This is a genomic window from Arthrobacter sp. 01T425 (assembly GCF_056398725.1).
Genome location: NZ_JBFTPY010000001.1, coordinates 428,531 through 443,805, shown reverse-complemented (window position 1 = coordinate 443,805; position 15,275 = coordinate 428,531). Strand labels below are relative to the sequence as shown.

Here is a 15,275-nt window from a genome sequence, read left to right as displayed (position 1 = left end):
GGAGGCACCGATGCCGGATGATCTTCCTGCAAGTCCGGTCCAGACCGATGTGAAGGCAGAACTGTTCAAGGCCATGGGCCACCCTGCCCGAATCCAGTTGCTGGAAATGCTCGCCGACGGACCAGTTGCCGTAAGCCGACTGCGCGACAACACGGGCCTTGAGCCGTCGAACCTCTCCCAACATTTGAGCATTCTCCGCCGCCAGCGCCTGATTGTCCCCTCACGGCGCGAGGGCAGGTTGTTCTATGAACTGACCAGCCCTGAGGTTAATGTGCTGCTCGCGGCCGCCCGATCCCTGCTCGGATCTCTCCTGGTCACCACCCGGATGACCCTGAGCCCCATGGCTGAAGAGCCTGAAGAAGCAATCCGCTAAATGCCGGCGCACGCCGGACTGTATGGACAACATCGATCGACCGGCCTGAACGCGTCCGGACTAAAACCAGCAGGGGTAGCAATGGCTCACGCCGAGAACGAGACCACCATCAACCGATCACCGGAGGACGTCTATGCGTTCCTCGCGGATGGGCTGAATAACCGCGCATGGCGCTCCGGGGTTCAGGACATAGCACTGAAGAGTGGAACACCCGGGGACCTCGGTGCCGTGTACAGCCAGACCCTCTCGGGCCCCGGCGGCCGGCCGATCGTCGGGGACTATGAAATCACCGCGGCGGACCCCGGAAAGCTCCTGGGCTTCCAGGTGGTGGCCGGTCCGGCCCGTCCGGCCGGTGCGTACCGGCTCAGTGAAGCGCCGGGCGGAACGACCGTTCGTTTCAGCCTGGACCTGGAGCCCAAGGGACTCATGAAGCTCGTGGGCCCGGTGATTGTCCGCACCATGAATGCCGAGGTCGCTCAGTTGACCAATCTCAAGAACGTTCTCGAATCCGCCTAGATGAGGGCGCAGGGCGTTCATTCTTGAGTGTGACCCGTCCCAGCTAAGGCCATCAAGTGGCAAGCAGCAACCTTCATAGGTAACGGTGAAGAAAGGACCATCCTCATGGCTCGGATTTTCATCACAGGCTCCACCGACGGACTTGGCCTCGCCACCGCCCGGACGCTCCTGAACGGCGGCGACGAGGTCCTGCTGCACGCCCGCTCCAGGGAACGCGCCGCCACCCTCGAAGAACTCGCGCCGCTTGCCATCGGCATCGTGATCGGTGACCTCAGCAGGGCCTCCGAAACCCGGGAACTGGCCGCGCAGGTGAACGCTCACGGGCGGATGGACGCCGTCATCCATAACGCGGGCGTCTACCTCTCGCCGGGGCGCGTCGCGACCCCGGAGGGACACTCCCGCACCCTGGCCATCAACGTTCTGGCCCCTTACATTCTCACCGCGCTGATCGAGCGGCCGCACCGCCTGATCTACCTCGGCAGCGGGATGCACCGCGCGGCCGGCGGAAACCTTCAGGACATCGATTGGACCCGACGGCGCTGGGACGCCAGCGCCGCCTACTCCGAGAGCAAGCTCTACGTTTCCGCGCTCTCCGCTGCCGTCGCCCGGCAGTGGACCAACGTGCTCAGCAACTCCGTTGACCCCGGCTGGGTGCCCACCAAGATGGGCGGCGCCGGCGCCCCCGACGACCTCGCCCTGGGCCAGGACACCCAGGGCTGGCTCGCCGTCAGCCCTGACCCGGTCGCCCAGGTCTCCGGAATGTACTGGCACCACCGCCGGCCGCGGAAACCGGCCCCGGAGGTCACCGACGCTGATTTCCAGGACAATCTCACCGACAAACTGGCCGAACTCACCGGCATCACGCTCTTCTGAAGCGAACCATCGACCCGGCCCGACCGGCACGCAAGGGTAGGTAGTCCCTGCCGGCAGGTCAGGTGGCGGAAAGTATCCCCCAGCCCGTCCCTATCGTGAGCTCCACTTGTCGGCTTAGGCTGGTCGCATTCTATGAACGCAGTTGAGCATCGAACACCGCCGGCATCTGGAAGGCCGGCAGCTGGTTCGAGGGGGCCGGAAGGGGGCCGGGATGACGCCGGCGGACAGGACATGGACACCCGAGGACCAGGGCTGGCTCCGGGAAAACCTGCGTGAGGCCATCGACCACCTGGTGGAGATGGGGTACACGGTGCGCGGGGGGCAAGGCGAAGATCCGGAACTGATTCACCCCGGCGGCTCGGCCGTCCAGACGTGGCGGGAAGACTACCCCTACGAGCAACGGATGTCCCGCGAAGAGTACGAGCTGGAGAAATACCGACTGCAGGTTGAACTGCTGAAGTTCCAGTACTGGGGCCAGGACCAGGAGCTCAGGCACGTGATCGTCTTCGAGGGCCGGGATGCGGCCGGCAAGGGCGGAACAATCAAGCGCTTCACCGAGCACCTGAATCCCCGCTCGGCCCGGGCAGTGGCATTGAGTAAACCCTCTGACCGTGAACTGGGCCAGTGGTATTTCCAGCGCTACATCCAGCACCTGCCGACGGCCGGGGAGATCGTGATGTTCGACCGCTCCTGGTACAACCGGGCAAATGTGGAGCGGGTCATGGGCTTCTGCACGGAGCAGGAGTTCGACACCTTTATGGTTCAGGCCCCGCTCTTCGAGCGGATGCTGGTGGATTCCGGGATCCACCTGACCAAGTTCTGGTTCTCGGTGACCCGCCACGAGCAGCGCACCCGTTTTGCGATCCGGCAGATCGACCCGGTGCGGCGCTGGAAACTCTCGCCCATCGATCTCGCCTCCCTGGACCGGTGGGAGGAGTACACGGCCGCCAAGGAGGAGACGTTCCTGCGAACCGACACGGACCATGCGCCGTGGATCACCATCAAGTTCAACGACAAGAAGCGGGGTCGGATCAACGCCATGCGCTACTTCCTCAACCAGTTCGACTACGAGGACAAGGACACGTCAGTGGTCCACAGCCCCGACCGGCTGATCGTGCGCCGCGGCCGCGAAGCCGCCGGCGACTAGCGGCTGGCTCGCGGTCGGCGTATTCGCTGTCGCACGGCTGCGTCGCGCTCACGGTGGGATCCCAGCAGAAGATGGCACCATGGGGACATGACTCCTGCACACGGTTCTTCCGGCCTTTTCCGGCGGCCCCAGCCCATCAAACCCAAGGCGGGCCAGGAATCGGTGTGGGACTATCCGCGGCCGCCGAGGGTCGAGCCCCGATCCGAACGGGATATCGTGCGGCTTGGCGGGCAGGTGATTGCCGACACCACCGATGCGGTGCGCGTCCTGGAGAAAAGTCACCCGCCTGTCTACTACTTGCCATTGGACTCATTTCCTGCCGGTGTACTCGTCCCGGTAGGGGGCACCAGCTTCTGCGAGTTCAAGGGAGAAGCGCACTACTTCGACGTCGTTGCCGGCGGAGTCGTCGTTCCCCGTGGCGGGTGGACCTACCCCGAACCCACCCGGGGTTTCGGGGCGCTTAGCTCCCGAGTGGCCCTCTACCCGGCTCACATGGACTCCTGCCAAGTCGACGGCGAGCAGGTGACCTTCCAGGAAGGTGACTTCTACGGCGGTTGGATCACCACGCAGATCGTTGGTCCTTTCAAGGGCGGCCCGGGCACGGCCGGGTGGTGAGCACATCGCGCTTACGCCGGCAAGACTTGCTGGCGGTGCGTGTGGCGACTCAGCCGGTGCTCGCTCTGGCGGCTTGAAGCCCGTTGTGCCCCGCCTTGCCGGCGTGATAGCTTTCCGGTGATCGTGATCAATCTTCAGGAGGTGAGACCCATGAACGCAGTTTCCGTAATGGGCGCTCCCCCGAAGTCCACGGTCGCGCGACTGAAGTAGTCGTCTCCGGGAGTGCCGCAAGGCAAATTCGCGAAAGGCGACTCCCATGAACACAACATCTTCTTCAACTCCGCGCATCCGTTCGACGACCGCATCCGGTGCCGTTGCAGTGACGCGGACACCACAGCCCGGAAATTGGCCCGTTCCCGGCCAACAGAACGGCGCCGCACGACGGACCGGCAACACACACACGCGGGCCTTGGTGCTCGCCGGCGCCGGAGCGGCAGGCAATGCGTGGGAACTCGGTCTCATCGCCGGCCTGTCCGATGCCGGCATCGATGTCACCGAGGCCGATCTCATCATCGGGACATCGGCAGGATCGACAGTGGCTGCCCAGATCACCAGCGGGACACGGCCGGCCGAACTGTACGCCGCCATCCTCGCCGAGGTGCCTCGGCCACAAGCCGGCCACTCCGGACCGGACAGGGGACGCGCTCCGAATTTCTCGGGGCAGACCTATCTGGAGTGGTCCAACGGAATCATTGGTTCTGCTGCGGATGCCACCGACATGCGCCGCAGGATGGGCGCCGCGGCACTCGAGATGGAAGCTTCGGACGGCTCTGCCCAGATGCGCTGGCGCGACATCGTCGCGGCCCGGCTTCCCAGCCGGCACTGGCCGCAACAGCCCGTGCTGATCGCGGCTGTTGATGCGGATACCGGGGAACCGGTCGTGTTCGACCGCCACAGCGGAATCGATCTGGTGGACGCCGTCGCCGCCAGCACCAGCAACGGCTACCGCATCGGCGGGAGCCCGTACATCAACGGCGGCTATCGACGCAGTGAGAACGCCGACCTGGCGGCGGGATACGGGCTTGTGCTGGTGCTGTCACCCTTCGGCGGCAGGTCGCGGATGCCGCTCGAGTGGGGCATGGATCTCGCCACCCAAGTCGACGAACTGCGCGCCGGGGGCAGCAGGGTCCAAACTATCTTCCCGGATAGCGCCGCGGAGCACATGTTCGGCGCCAATGCGATGGATCTGTCCTTGCGTCCGCCTGCGGCTCGAGCTGGTTACAGCCAGGGCAGAGCCCTCGCGGAGCTGGTCGCCGAAATCTGGCGGTGACGGCCGAAACCTGTCGGTGTTCGACTGTTACGGCGCGAGAGTCCAGGGGTCGCCGTGCGAGGCGCGGTGCCATGCCTGCCGCGGGCCACCCGATTCGTGCGCGACATCTGTCAGCCAGATCGTGCTGTCCGGGGCCCATCCGGCGATGACCGTCGCCGTTTCGGCGTCGACCTGTAGTGGGCGCGTCGCGCCGTCGAGGTAACCCAGGACGGAGAGGTGCGCGGCGTCCCACTCCCCTGCCACTTGTTCCCAATCCGGGATGACCCACCGGCCGTCGCGTCCAGTCAGGCGGAACCAGTCGTGTCGCCGGGATGCAGTGACCTCCATTGGGAACCTGCGGCACAGCGTTATCCAGTCTTTTGCTGTGCCGATCTCAAGTGTCCGGCCCGCTCCCTGAACTGGAACCGTGGTCGCCTGCTCCCAGCCCAGGGAATCTTCCACGAGGCTCAGTGCGGCCGGGACCTGCCCGACGGTGTGGACTAGCCCGTGCGGTATCGACCACCAGGTTCCTGACCAGTTGGCGCGAGGGTCGCCCGGGCGTTCGCGCGCGGCCCGCAATTCACCGGCTCGTTCGTCTCGGCCCCACCCAGCCAGTGTTTGTCGCGGATTCTTCGGCAGCAGTGCCTGGCCGTCTGTCGATCGCCAGTCGATGGCCCACTGCTCCGCCCGGCGAGGCTGCCAGAACCACTGGATGTCGGGCAGCGCCATGACCTGTTCCGCGACGGGCGACAGGGCCGCCGTCACACCCGGGAGATCCGCGAGCACGTCCTCTCCATCGGGTGCCTGCCAGTACCTTGCAGCGTCCACGGACCGCTCGAGGGCCGCCTGGACCAGGTCGCTGTCAAGGTCGGTAAAATCCAGTGAGGCGAGCCTGGCAGCCAGCTGTTCTGGTGACGCGGCAAAGGCCGGCGTCGCGGTCTCCCCGGAGGCAGCAGCGCTCAGCAGGATCCGCGAGGTCCCCGGTCCACTATCAAGTTCGTATCCCAACCAGAAGGCCGCCGTTTTGACCTCCGGATCCAGCTGCATCGCCAGTTCGAGGCACAGACGGCGCCCCCGGGGCCCCCGCAGAAATACGTCCACACTTGGCGTCATCAGATCATCCTCCCACCACAGCGCAGCTTTATCTGGAGCGGTCTCAGGTGCCGTCGATGATGGCGGGTATCGTCGCAACGCGTTTTACCATAGCGTGATGGAGACCACGGTTAGCGGAGTTTCTGTGCATTACGCCGAGTACGGCAGTGGCACGCCGGTTCTCGCTCTGCACGGCGCCGGTGTGGATCATCGCGAGATCGCCGGTGCCCTTGAACCGATTTTCGACGACGTGCCTGGCTACCGGCGCCTGTATCCGGACCTGCCCGGGATGGGCCGGACCCCGGCGCCTGAGACGATCACGAGCAATGACGACGTCGTGGACATTCTGCTCGGCCTTATCGCCAGCACTATTGGTGATGAACCGTTTCTTATCGTGGGTCAGTCCTACGGCGGCTACCTGGCCCGTGCGATTGCGAGTCTGCGACCTGATCAGGCCGTCGGGCTGGCGCTAATCTGCCCTGTTGGCCAACAGACGCGCGACGTGCCTCAGCACGAGGTCCTTGTTTCGTCGGTCGATCTGACCGGTGCACTCGGCTCGGATCTCGAGGCTACTTACCGCAGCTACTTCGTTGTGCAGACGCCTGAAACGCTGCGTCGGTTCCAGGCGTATGTGGCTCCCGCAACGTCCCTGGCTGACGAGTCGAGCCTGATGCGGATCTTTTCGCACTGGGAGTTGCGGGATCGGCCGGAAGCCGCGAAAGCCTATCCTCATCCGGTGTTGGTCGTTGCCGGGCGACAGGATGCCACCGCCGGGCACACAGGACCGTCGGAGCTGATCCTGCACTACCCACGCGCTACGTTGGCCGTACTCGACCGCGCCGGCCACGCCTTGATCCATGAGCAACCCAACCTCGTGCGAGCCCTTGCCGCCGACTGGCTCATGCGCGTGCGTGAGGCGTCAGACGACAAAAGCTAGCGGGCAGTGGCGCCCGCATGCGGACGGAATCCCTGTGTCATGGCTCCGCCGAAGAAGGGCAAGGCGATGCGTCCGCGGCGTCCAACCGGCGTCATGCAATGCCCGGTAAGCAGCAAACCATCGCGACGGATTGCAGTCGGGCGGCCAGCGAAAGGACAATGGTGCCCATGACCGCCGTGACCCTCCTGGCCTTTGCCGGGCTGTGCCTGCTGCTTTCCGTTACCCCCGGCCCGGATACCTTCCTGGTGCTGAGGATCTCGCTGCAAAGTGCCGGGGCCGGCCTGGCGGCGGCGCTGGGCTCAGCTCTGGCATCCCTGGTCTGGGCCGCGCTGGTGGGAGTGGGGCTCGCCGCCGTGCTGGAGGACTCGGCGGAAGTGTTCCGTTGGCTGAAGATCGCAGGCGGGTTGTACTTGCTGTATCTGGGAATCTCGTCGCTGATCCGGGCGCGCCGCACAACTGCATCCCCGGCGGCCGGGCACGCTCCCCGCCGGAGCTACAGCCGAAGGACCGGCTTCGGCGCCGGCGCGTTCTCCACACTGCTCAACCCCAAGGTCGGCCTGTTCTACCTCGCCGTCGTGCCGCAGTTCATTCCACACGGCGGCAACACGCTGGATACAGCCATGGTGCTCGGTGCCATCGAAAGCGCCATTGGATTCCTCTACCTGGCGGCTGTAGCCGTCGCGGCAGCGAAGGCGATGGCCTGGCTGCAGCGCCCCCGGGTGAGCAGTTGGCTCGAACGCGGCAGCAGCGGCATCATCGCCGCGCTCGGCCTGGGTGTACTGGCATCCAGCACCAGCTCGTAGCGGCGCGCCGGACCTCGACGGACAGGTGCAGTTCCCTATCCGGTAGAACGCCAACCCGCTCAAGAGCCGAGCTGGCTATCCGTCTTCCTCCTCTGGACATTCAGTTGGCTCATTGACTCCGCGAATTTCACGAAAACGGCGGCCGGTCCTGAAGAGGACCGGCCGCCGCCGAATGAAGATCAGGGTTGCGTCAGGCCTTGGCCTTGCGCTTCACCCAGCCCCATACAGCCGTAGCCACCAGGAGCACCAGTCCGATGATGGCCAACCAGAGCAGACCCTTCACAGCGAAGCCAAGGATCGAAAGAATAAGCCAAATGATAAGCAGTGTGATTATTAGTCCCATACGGAAAGCCTAAGCCACCCAGGTGGCTGCTTCCGAACGATCAGTGATCGTGGCGGAAGATGGCCACGGCTTCGCGGACCGCGTAGTAGACGATGACCATACCGGCCACGGGGTCGGCCCACCACCAACCGGCAAAGGTGTCCAGCAAGATACCGGCCAGCACGGCGGCCGCCAGAAGACCGTCGATAAACGTCACCTTGCCCTCTGCTATCAGAACGGGATTGCCCAGCGCCATGCCCGTGCGGGCCTTTCCGGCTGAGAGGGCGAACATGACCACTGCCGTGACAGCCGTCCAGATAATTCCGGCGGGGCTCGGCCGTGCGTGGTGCCCGGCCGCCAAGGCAAGTCCGGACTGGATGAGCAGATAGAGGGCCAGGGCAACGAACGCCCCGGCGATCAGCCTCAACGCAAACCGTTGACGCCGTTCCCCGGTCCCGGAGAGTTCCCAGATCACCACGGTGCTGGCACCGATCTCGATCAGGCTGTCCAGGCCGAAGCCGGCCAGCGCCACCGATCCGGCCGTGATGGAAGTGACGGCAAGAACTGCCACTCCGACGACGTTCCAGCCCAACGTGATGCCCTCAAGGATGAACCCGCGACGTCTCAGGCGCGCCATCTCAGGGCGCTTCAAAATTTCAGGCAGCATCTGTGCTCTCTTTCCCGGCGCCCCCGGCGTTTCCGGCGATGGGTGCCGGCAGGCCGGCCAGCCGTTGGATGACGGCAAGCCCGGCCGGGGTGCCCGGCCAATGCCGCCGCAAAGACTCCGGACCCGCGGAGCGGATCACGGAACGAAGGACCAGGGCCATGATGATCACGTCATCGGCATAGCCAATCAGCGGGAGGAAGTCCGGGACAAGATCCAGCGGCAAGAGCAGATATCCCAGCAAAAGCAACAGCTTGATCCGGGCGCCGCGGGATACCGCCGGGTCGGCCGCCAAACGCCTCAGCACGCGCAACACATCCGGCAGCAGCCGCAACGCGTCCCGCATACCCACCGTCTCCGGATGGGACCTCGCATAGACCCACAACCCCAGCAGAAGAACCGCGTAGACGCCAACGAGCCCGGCCAGGATACCCAGCGCCGTCTGCCACCACTGCACGGCCCCTACTCCCCGGCCTCAGGCAGGCCATGGCCTGCCGGGGCATGCAGAGTCGCGTAGACCTTCTCGGCGTACTCGTCGAATACAGCGGAGCACTCGCGCAACCGCTCGTCGGCGGCCTGCGCTTCCGGCAGTTCCAGAACGTCACGGCTTTTCAGATCACGGTACCAGCGCCGCAAGCGGTCCAGGCTCTGCTCTTCCTCTTCCAGCTCCGCCAGAGTGAACTTGCCGCTTCGGGTTTCCTTGGCGATTTCGGCCTCGAACGCCCCGCAATCGCCGGAGAATTCCTTCCACTCATCCAACCTGAGCTCCTCGAATGCCGAGCGCAGGCCTTCCACTCCCGCATCGCCGCTGCCCGGCGTGGGCAGGACAAGGACGCTGCCGGTTCCGCGGCCGGCCAGCTCCACGACCCTCGGCACGGCTTCCGAGAAGAACGGCGTGTCCGGAACGGTCCACACCCCTGAGGCCACTGGCGCAGCACCGATCCTCCGGAGCTCCCGCCACACACCGACCCTCGTCCGTGAGGCCTCACCAGTCAACCGGACAACAAGAACCAACCAATCCATGCGCCAATCATATACTGCTACAACAAGGTAAGTAACAGCTGTTACATCACCCACTGCCCTGGACGGCACAGATACCCGAGGGCCTCGGCCGGTACGTTCGGTCGGTCCGATGGAATCCCTTAGCCCTATCGGCCCGGTCTGAAAATACGGTAGCTCCGGGTGCCTTGGGATGGGACTTTCTGCCTGGCCCGAAGTGCAGGCCGCTTAGGCGGGTTCTGGATACCGACGGCGGAAACGATGCCCCCGAGGATGAGCAACACCGCCGTCACGGTCACCACCCGGTGAAATCCGTCGAGATCAAGTTTGCCGCCCATGACGAGGCCCACCAGCGCGATGCCGATCAGACCGGCAACCCTGCTGACGGCGTTATTCGCTGCCGAGCCGATGCCGGCCTGCTGTTCCGAGACCGAACCGAGAATGGCGGCGGTGAGCGGTGCGACTGTCGCCGATAGCCCGACTGCGAACAGGAGGATCCCGGGCATCAGCTGGGTCCAGTAGTTGACCGGGATTTCCGACGCGAGCATTAGGAGGTAGCCGCCCCCGGCGAGGGCAGGTCCGAATGCCATGAACCACCGCGGGCCGAACCGCCCGGCCAGTGAGCCAAACCATGACGCCAGGAGGATGTTGACGAGGCTGACGGGAAGCAAGGCCAGAGCGGCCGACGTCGCCGGAAAACCGGCAACCTGCTGCAGGAAAAGCACGATGATGAACCCGCCGATCGACAGCGCGGCGTAGACGAAGGCCGTAGCCACGTTGCCTACGGCAAAGTTTCGGACGGAGAAGAGGCTGAGCGGCAGGAGCGGGTACTTCGCGGTCTTTTCCCGCCAAATGAACCCGGCGAGGCACAGGATGCCGAGGGCGAGGGGCATCAGAATGAGCGGATTCCCCCAGCCGTAGTTGCCTTGTTCGATCAGCGCGTAGACCGGCCCCGCCAACCCGAGCACACAGAGCACGGCACCCGGGTAGTCGATGCGCACGCCCTCCTTGCGAACGTCCTTGACCCGCAACACGGCTAGCAGGTACAAGGTCACGGCAATGGGCAGGACGTTGATTCCGAAGATCCAACGCCAGCCCACCGAATCAACGAGCACTCCGCCGAGCAGGGGTCCCGCGATGAAAGCCACGGTTGTACCGGCAGTCCACTGGCCGATTGCCTTCGCCCGGGGCGCTTCGTCGAAGTTTGATGTGATCAGAGCCAGGGAACTGGGCACCAGCAGGGCGCCTGCGACGCCTTGAAGCGCCCTGGCCAGGACCAGCCAGTCCGCTGTCGGTGCCAGCGCACACATCACTGATGTCGCGCCGAACCCGATCAGGCCTGCCCGGAGAACGACAACCCGGCCCAGCAAATCAGAGAGCGAACCGGCGACAAGGACCAGTGACCCCAGGGTGATCAGGTAGGCATCGACAACCCATTGCTGCGTTGTCAGTCCGCCGCCCAGTTCACGGGAAATGGCTGGCAGCGCTACGTTGATGACGCTGCCGTCGAGAAACGACACAAAGGACGCGAGAATCGCGATCCACAGCACGAGCCTCTGCGTACGCGCCGACGGTAGGGAACTCATCCTTCAAGCTACACCCGCCCCGGCGGTTGCCGGACTCACCTATGGAAGGACGTTCAGCCCGTCGCTCTGGCGACAGACGACGCCGTCGGCTCCGTTTACGTACTCGGCGTATCCTGGCGGCTCCGCGTACGCGTAGGACTAGAAGGCCCCTCCTCCCCACGTCTGGCCACAACCGTCCGACCAATGATTCAACCGCGGAGTGAGCGCCAGACCGATGCGGCACCGGAGTATATTTTTATGTCTGGTCTCTGTCCCGCCGTTGCCCTATCGTTGGGGCACCGATTACATTCGACCGGCGGAGTTCCGCTTCGGAGGTACATGATGGGAATCATCTCGTCTGGTTTTCATGGAAAACGGCGCACCGGCAATCCAGCGTTACCACCCGGCCAATACGAGACGCCAAGCTTTCCCGTACTGACGGCGGGCCCTGCACCTTATATCGCCCGGGCTGACTGGGAATTCTTTATTACAACGGAAACTGGGCAGCGCCGCGCCTGGTCCTGGGATGAGCTCTTGGCGCTACCGCAGATTGATATCCGGACCGATATTCATTGCGTGACCAGCTGGTCCAAGCTGGGCACCTCGTGGCGCGGGGTGTCCCTGGACACCTTGTTCGCGGATGTGGAAACAACCTCCGAGTTCACTACCGCTCACTCCTACGGCGGCTATTCGACCAATGTCCCGTTGCAGGACCTGCTGGACGGCCAGGCATGGGTGGCGTGGCAATTCGACGGTGAACCACTGGAACGGGCCCACGGTGGCCCCGCCCGCCTGCTGATACCCCACTTGTACTTTTGGAAGAGTGCGAAGTGGATCAATGGCATCGAGCTGATGCCGCACGATGTTCCCGGCTTCTGGGAATCGAACGGGTACCACATCTACGGCGACCCGTGGCGCGAGGAGCGTTACTCATGAGGCAGGACAGATGAGCACCCTGTGGCGCGTCGCCGAGGTGATTCGTGGCGTTCCAGAAACGGAATCCTCCAGAACCATCGGCCTGCGCGTGGACGGGCTGAACGGCAACCTTGCCGGCCAGCACATCGATATCCGGCTCACGGCGGACGACGGATACACGGCAGTGCGGTCCTACTCAGTTGCCACAGCCGGCATGGACGAACTCCTGGAGATCACGGTCGACGAACTGGCCAACGGAGAGGTCTCCCCCTACCTGGTCAGAGACCTGATGGTCGGGGACCAGTTGGAGATCCGGGGGCCTGTCGGCGGCTGGTTCGTCTGGCTTCCGACCGACCCCAACCCGGTTCAGCTGATCGCCGGGGGATCCGGCATTGTCCCGCTCATGTCCATGATCCGCGCCCACGAGGCATCCGGGAATCCTTCACAGTTCCGGTTGCTGTACTCACTGAAATCGCCCGAGGCAGGGTTCTATCGGGAGGAGCTGCTCACCTTGAACCAGGGATCTCCCAAGCTGACGGTCGACTATGTCTACACACGCAAAGTTCCGGAGGGCTGGCCAATGGCCCCGAAGCGACTCACCGCTGAAACACTGTTGGCAAGCATCCTGCCGGCGGACATGGCACCCGACATCTTCATCTGCGGTCAGACGATGTTTGTCGAAACGGTCACAGAGTGGATGGTGCAGGCGGGCTACCCGGCCTCCTCGATCAAGACCGAACGCTTTGGCGGAACGGGAGGAATACGGTGACTGGCAACAACGGCTCCGCTTCCCCTGGTGCTGAGGACCCGCGCCTCGAGGACCAGGACATTGCCGGGACCGCAGGCAATCCGATACCTCATCTTGACGGGAACGCGGCAGCGGGACCCTTGTGGGAACTGTTCCGCATCGACATCATTGCAGCGATCGGTCGATGCAAGAATTGTGGCGCTGTCAGGGTCTTCGGGGAAGCAGCGGTCTATGCCGATGCCCCGGGAATGGTTGTGCGCTGCAGTTCCTGCGGGGGCGTCCTGCTGCGTCTCGTAGAGACTCCGACCAAATTCTGGCTCGATGTCAGCGGACTCAGCTACCTGCAGATCGACCGGGAGACCTAACGCGCTGCTCTGCTATCCGCACCCCGCCGTGCTCAAGACCGCAGGGGGCGTGAAGAGGTAGTCTGCGACGATGCTGAACACCCTCAACGCTTCATCATGGGCGCCAGTGGATCTGGAACAACGACACTCGGCCGGGCGATCGCCAACCAGTGGTCAGTGCCTTTCCTCTAGTTATTTGATCAACGTGTCGCCAGTGCACGGTTAGGCTTGCAGTCATGGCGATCATCCACCAGGCAGAACTGCAGCCGACGAAACTTGAACTTCTCGCAGAGTGGCTGCCCTGCCAGCCGTGGTTCACGCAACCCGGCACGGCAGCGCTGCACAAAGTAGGCTCCTACCGGTTCGACGACCCCGCCGGCGAGGTCGGCATAGAAACCATCATCGTGTCGGTGGGCAACTCCACTTTTCAAGTCCCACTCACGTACAGGGCCCAGCCCTTGGCCGGAGCGGAATCCTGGTTGGTCGGAACCATGCAGCACTCGGTTCTCGGCCCGAGGTGGGTTTACGATGCCTGCGCCGATCCAATCTACGTGGCAGCGCTGGCGGCGAGCATCATGCTGGGCCGGCCGCAGGCAGAGCAATACCTCCAAAAGGGGGAAAATCTGGAACTTCTGGCCCAGACGGTCTTCGTGCGAAGCACCGGACCGAAACTCGAGGCAGTCCCTGACGTCTCTTCAGCGGCACCGCGCGCCACCGACGCCGGCACCGCCATCGAGACTGCTGACCTTCACTTGCTTGTTATCCGGCGGCTGGACCTGGATGAGCAACCGGTCGGCCCGCTCGCTCTGACCGGCACCTGGGAAGGTCAGAAGGACAACGTCAAACTCGCCGCCTTAGTGATGCCTGACAGTTCCGCGGGTTAGGGGCGCCCCACTCCGTCCGTGTTCCGGGGTTGGGTATTGCCTTCCTGCCGTTCAGGCTGGATCCCGTGCTGTTCCCGCAGTTCGCGCCCGCGGCGAATGTCCTCTTCTTCGCGGGCCTGGAGCTTGTCGCTCTGTTTCGTGTCCCGTGGCGGCAATTGGATGGTCTCTTCGGCCTCAATGCCGGCCTGGAGTTGGCGTCCACGCTCCATCTCGGCGTCGAACTCGGCACCGAACAGCAACGACATGTTCAGGATCCAGAGCCACAGCAGCGAGATGATGACGCCGCCGATCGCACCATAGGTCTTCTCGTAGCTATTGAAGTTGGCCACATAGAAAGCGAAGGCCAGGGACGCCAGCAGGAAGATGACCAAGGCGATAGCGGAACCCAGGCTCATCCAGCGGAACTTGGGCTGCTTCACGTTCGGCGTAGCGTAGTAAAGGATGGCGATCGCCAGAATCACGAGCAACAGAATCACCGGCCACTTGAGAATGTTCCACGCCGTCAGGACGGCCCCGCCCAAGCCGATCGCATTGCCGACGGCCTCGGCCACCGGCCCGCTCAGCACCAGCATGGCCGAAAGCACAAGAACGATCAGCACGGTGGCAATGGTGACGGCGAGCATCGTGCCCCGAAGTTTGATGAACGGCCGCCCCTCGTCGATTTCGTAGATTCGGTTCATGGCCCGGCCAAAGGCTCCGACATAGCCGGAGGCGGACCAGAGGGCGGTGAGGATGCCGAGTACCAGGGTGAGTCCGGCAGCGGAGGAACTGCTGAGCTGCTCGACTGGTTGTTTGATCGCCTGCACAGTTTCAGCAGGCGCGAAACCCTGGACGACCTCCAGAAGCGCGGACGTGGTCTTCTCTGCCTGCCCGAAAATGCCCAGCAAAGACACGAGTGCCAACAGCGCCGGGAAAATTGAGAGAACCGAATAATAGGTCAGGGCTGCGGCGAGATCCGGGCACTGGTCCTTGGTGAACTCACGCAGGGTCTTCTTGGCGATGTACTTCCACGAGGGCTTAGTGACGTCGGCCGGACTGTCCGGTTTACGGGAGTCGTCCGGGGCAGGTGCCGTGCGGGCCTTGGCGGTGCTGCTCTCGTCCGTTTCGGCGTCGGTCATGGATTCATTTTCTGCCTTGGTTGGGTTCTTGGCCATGGAAATTCCTTCGGGGGGTTAAGGGAAATGACCGGCCGCCCAGCGCATCAGCGAGGGCAGCCGGCCGTATTCAGA

The 15,275-nt window shown here is 64.0% G+C and carries 19 protein-coding genes and 1 pseudogene; 13 read left to right on the top strand and 7 right to left on the bottom strand.

The genetic code is table 11. From position 1 onward, the window contains the following. Positions 1-10 precede the first annotated feature (10 nt). The 7 genes and pseudogenes from AC1DNG_RS02155 (at position 11) to AC1DNG_RS02125 (ending at position 4,794) form a co-directional block, all read left to right on the top strand. A complete protein-coding gene (locus tag AC1DNG_RS02155) occupies positions 11-373 on the top strand; it encodes an ArsR/SmtB family transcription factor (RefSeq protein WP_476886512.1) in 363 nt (120 codons plus the stop codon). 81 nt (positions 374-454) lie between these two features. Next, complete coding sequence (locus AC1DNG_RS02150; protein ID WP_223916232.1) at positions 455-889, top strand: SRPBCC family protein; 435 nt, start codon at positions 455-457, stop codon at positions 887-889. A 105-nt stretch (positions 890-994) separates the two neighbouring features. Then, positions 995-1,762, top strand: a complete 768-nt coding sequence (locus AC1DNG_RS02145; RefSeq protein WP_476849206.1) for an SDR family NAD(P)-dependent oxidoreductase — start codon at positions 995-997, stop codon at positions 1,760-1,762. A gap of 211 nt (positions 1,763-1,973) precedes the next feature. Continuing rightward, entirely contained in the window at positions 1,974-2,909 is a 936-nt protein-coding gene (gene ppk2, locus AC1DNG_RS02140) for a polyphosphate kinase 2 (protein WP_028276283.1), read from the top strand. A gap of 1 nt (position 2,910) precedes the next feature. Further along, positions 2,911-3,000, top strand: a pseudogene (locus AC1DNG_RS02135) (hypothetical protein); the annotation flags it as partial. Further along, entirely contained in the window at positions 2,997-3,524 is a 528-nt protein-coding gene (locus AC1DNG_RS02130; RefSeq protein WP_476886511.1) for a DUF427 domain-containing protein, read from the top strand. The pseudogene AC1DNG_RS02135 and the gene AC1DNG_RS02130, both read left to right, overlap by 4 nt. A gap of 256 nt (positions 3,525-3,780) precedes the next feature. Beyond that, complete coding sequence (locus AC1DNG_RS02125) at positions 3,781-4,794, top strand: patatin-like phospholipase family protein (RefSeq protein ID WP_476886510.1); 1,014 nt, start codon at positions 3,781-3,783, stop codon at positions 4,792-4,794. Between the two features lie 27 nt (positions 4,795-4,821). On the opposite strand, the gene AC1DNG_RS02120 is transcribed toward AC1DNG_RS02125, so the two are convergent. Then, the gene (locus AC1DNG_RS02120) at positions 4,822-5,886 is read right to left on the bottom strand and encodes a hypothetical protein (RefSeq protein ID WP_476886509.1); all 1,065 of its coding nucleotides are present in this window, start codon (positions 5,884-5,886) and stop codon (positions 4,822-4,824) included. Between the two features lie 97 nt (positions 5,887-5,983). Between AC1DNG_RS02120 and AC1DNG_RS02115 the strand changes: the two genes are divergently transcribed. Next, complete coding sequence (locus tag AC1DNG_RS02115) at positions 5,984-6,802, top strand: alpha/beta fold hydrolase (protein WP_476872476.1); 819 nt, start codon at positions 5,984-5,986, stop codon at positions 6,800-6,802. Positions 6,803-6,969: 167 nt separating this feature from the next. After that, on the top strand, positions 6,970-7,605 hold the full coding sequence (locus AC1DNG_RS02110) for a LysE family translocator (RefSeq protein WP_476849211.1): 636 nt from the start codon (positions 6,970-6,972) through the stop codon (positions 7,603-7,605). 190 nt (positions 7,606-7,795) lie between these two features. On the opposite strand, the gene AC1DNG_RS02105 is transcribed toward AC1DNG_RS02110, so the two are convergent. From AC1DNG_RS02105 to AC1DNG_RS02085, 5 genes are all read right to left on the bottom strand, one after another. Then, the gene (locus AC1DNG_RS02105; RefSeq protein ID WP_028276278.1) at positions 7,796-7,948 is read right to left on the bottom strand and encodes an LPXTG cell wall anchor domain-containing protein; all 153 of its coding nucleotides are present in this window, start codon (positions 7,946-7,948) and stop codon (positions 7,796-7,798) included. 40 nt (positions 7,949-7,988) lie between these two features. Next, positions 7,989-8,594 (bottom strand): cation efflux transmembrane domain-containing protein, encoded by a 606-nt coding sequence (locus AC1DNG_RS02100; protein ID WP_476886508.1) that lies wholly within the window; start codon positions 8,592-8,594, stop codon positions 7,989-7,991. After that, positions 8,584-9,048, bottom strand: a complete 465-nt coding sequence (locus AC1DNG_RS02095) for a DUF1232 domain-containing protein (protein WP_476886507.1) — start codon at positions 9,046-9,048, stop codon at positions 8,584-8,586. The genes AC1DNG_RS02100 and AC1DNG_RS02095 overlap by 11 nt, the downstream gene beginning before the upstream one ends. Positions 9,049-9,053: 5 nt before the next feature. After that, positions 9,054-9,614, bottom strand: coding sequence for a Chromate resistance protein ChrB (locus AC1DNG_RS02090; RefSeq protein WP_476849213.1), 561 nt, complete (start codon positions 9,612-9,614; stop codon positions 9,054-9,056). A gap of 125 nt (positions 9,615-9,739) precedes the next feature. Then, positions 9,740-11,176 (bottom strand): MFS transporter, encoded by a 1,437-nt coding sequence (locus tag AC1DNG_RS02085; RefSeq protein ID WP_476886506.1) that lies wholly within the window; start codon positions 11,174-11,176, stop codon positions 9,740-9,742. Positions 11,177-11,497: 321 nt separating this feature from the next. Between AC1DNG_RS02085 and AC1DNG_RS02080 the strand changes: the two genes are divergently transcribed. The 4 genes from AC1DNG_RS02080 (at position 11,498) to AC1DNG_RS02065 (ending at position 14,046) form a co-directional block, all read left to right on the top strand. After that, the gene (locus AC1DNG_RS02080; protein WP_476849338.1) at positions 11,498-12,091 is read left to right on the top strand and encodes a sulfite oxidase-like oxidoreductase; all 594 of its coding nucleotides are present in this window, start codon (positions 11,498-11,500) and stop codon (positions 12,089-12,091) included. 10 nt (positions 12,092-12,101) lie between these two features. Then, positions 12,102-12,839 carry an FAD-binding oxidoreductase gene (locus AC1DNG_RS02075; RefSeq protein ID WP_476872470.1) on the top strand — a complete coding sequence of 246 codons (738 nt, stop codon included), beginning with the start codon at positions 12,102-12,104 and terminating at the stop codon, positions 12,837-12,839. Beyond that, positions 12,836-13,183, top strand: coding sequence for a DUF6510 family protein (locus AC1DNG_RS02070; protein WP_243177459.1), 348 nt, complete (start codon positions 12,836-12,838; stop codon positions 13,181-13,183). The genes AC1DNG_RS02075 and AC1DNG_RS02070 overlap by 4 nt, the downstream gene beginning before the upstream one ends. A gap of 215 nt (positions 13,184-13,398) precedes the next feature. Then, positions 13,399-14,046 (top strand): CG0192-related protein, encoded by a 648-nt coding sequence (locus AC1DNG_RS02065; protein WP_476886505.1) that lies wholly within the window; start codon positions 13,399-13,401, stop codon positions 14,044-14,046. Here AC1DNG_RS02065 and AC1DNG_RS02060 read toward each other — a convergent pair. Further along, the gene (locus AC1DNG_RS02060) at positions 14,043-15,200 is read right to left on the bottom strand and encodes a YihY/virulence factor BrkB family protein (RefSeq protein ID WP_476849218.1); all 1,158 of its coding nucleotides are present in this window, start codon (positions 15,198-15,200) and stop codon (positions 14,043-14,045) included. The genes AC1DNG_RS02065 and AC1DNG_RS02060 overlap by 4 nt on opposite strands. Between the last annotated feature and the right edge of the window lie 75 nt (positions 15,201-15,275).